At 50.6% G+C, this 2,241-nt stretch carries 1 protein-coding gene; it reads left to right on the forward strand.

All coding sequences use genetic code 11. The features are described from left to right. Positions 1–2,228 (forward strand): fimbria/pilus outer membrane usher protein (locus LZ634_RS22100; RefSeq protein WP_234508881.1); only part of this gene is annotated, 2,228 nt, incomplete at its 5' end. Between the last annotated feature and the right edge of the window lie 13 nt (positions 2,229–2,241).

The following is a 2,241-nucleotide window of genomic DNA, read 5'->3' on the forward strand; positions in this document are numbered from 1 at the left end:
AAGTTGGCAGCATCACCGATATTCCCTTTATTACCGTTAAGTCTGCCGACGGTGTGGAAAACCTACAACCGTGTCTGAAAACGGAGTGGCTTAAAAGCTGGGGCGTCAAGACGGATCTTTTTCCGGCGCTGAGCAGTAAGGCTGAATGTGCCGATTTAAGCGCTATTTCTCAGGCATCGGCAAAACTTCAGTTTAATGAACAGCGCCTGGTCATCAGCATCCCACAGGCGGCTCTTGTGCCGTTAGCCCGCGGATATGTTCCCCCTGAGAAATGGAACGAAGGTATCACTGCGGCCATGCTTAACTACAGCGTAAGCGGAGATAATAGCTGGGGTCGTAATGGTAACGGTAGCAATGGTCAGAGCCAGTATGCCAACCTGCGGCCAGGTGTAAACATCGGCCCGTGGCGTTTTCGTAACTACACCACCTGGAGCCGCGATAGTAACGGCCTGGATAATTGGGATACGGTTTACACCTATATCCAGCGGGCGATTATTCCCTTCAGATCGCAATTAACGATGGGCGACAGCTCTTCTCCGTCCGATATTTTCGATAGCCTGCCCTTCCGCGGCGCTCAGCTGGCATCAGACGATGACATGCTTCCTGATTCACAGAAAGGCTATGCGCCCGTCGTTCGCGGGATTGCGCGCACCAACGCGCAGGTGATGATTCGCCAGAATGGCTACATCATCTACCAAAGCTACGTAGCGCCAGGGGCATTTGAAATCAATGATATGTATCCCACCGGCGGCGCGGGCGATCTTGACGTCATCATCAAGGAAGCCGACGGCAGTGAACAGCATTTCACGGTGCCGTACGCCTCTTTGCCGGTTTTACAACGCGAAGGCCGATTTAAGTATTCTGCGACCGGGGGACAATATCGCTCTTATAACAGTAGCGTAGATAAAACGCCGTTCGGCCAAATCACGGCAATTTATGGTTTACCCCATGGAGTGACGCTGTATGGCGGCGCCCAACAATCGAGCAAATATCAATCCATGGCAACCGGAATCGGGGTCAATCTGGGAGACGCCGGCGCTATTTCGACGGATGTCACCCAAGCCTGGTCCAGTCCGAACCACCAAAGCGACTCTTCAGGTCAATCATGGCGCATTCGCTATAACAAAAATTTTGTTGAGACAGGAACAAACTTCGCCATTGCAGGTTACCGCTATTCAACCAACGGTTACTACGGGATGCAGGAAATTCTCGATTCTTACGGTGATAGTTCAGCGCTGCAAAACCGGCGTCGTAACCGCATGGAACTTTCAATGAGCCAATCGCTTGGCCAATCGCTAGGTTCGCTGACGCTCAGCGCCGTGCGTGAGGATTACTGGAATTCCGGTGAAAGTATGGAAACCTATACGCTGGGTTACAACAACGCCTGGAACGGAATCTCCTATGGAGTGACGTACACATACAGTAAAAATGGGACTGCTGGGAATTATGGTAATACCGTCAACTATGATAAAGACCAGCAGCTGGCGGTAAACATCAGTATTCCATTCGATAAATTCCTACCGAATAGCTGGGTTAGCTACAGTATGAGTGCCAGTAAGAATAATGGTACCTCACATTCTATTGGGCTTAACGGAAGCACGCTGGAAAATAACGCGCTGAGCTGGGGAGTCCAGCAGGGTTACGGAACGAATAATGTCGGCTACACCGGGAGTATGAATGCGACTTACAAAGGCACCTACGGCGAAGTCACCAGCGGATATTCTTACGACCAATATAATGAGCGTTTGACTTACGGCTTACAGGGGGGAGTGATTGCGCATCCTCATGGAATTACGCTAACCCAACCGCTTGGCGAAACGAATGTACTGGTTGAGGCCCCAGGCGCAAATGGAGTCAGTATTCAAAACCAGACCGGGGTAAAAACAGACTATCGTGGTTATACCGCGGTAAATAATGTATCGCCCTACCGCGAAAATGCAATAACGCTGCAAACAGAAACAATGCCGGAAGATATTGATCTCCCGTTAACCACTCAGACCGTTGTTCCGACACGAGGCGCTGTCGTTCCCGCTCAATACGACACCAACGTCGGAATAAAAATATTGATGACGATTCTGAAAACGGACGGCAAACCCGTACCGTTTGGCACTATGGTGACGCTTTCAGATAAAAAAGAGAAAAGTTTCATTGTCAGCGATCGGGGCCAGGTTTATCTCACCGGCATGGAGAGTTCGGGAACGCTGAATGCGACATGGGGAGCCGGGTAATGACTCCAACTTA

This window comes from Kluyvera intermedia, from assembly GCF_021440345.1.
Taxonomy (GTDB): Bacteria; Pseudomonadota; Gammaproteobacteria; order Enterobacterales; family Enterobacteriaceae; genus Kluyvera; species Kluyvera intermedia_A.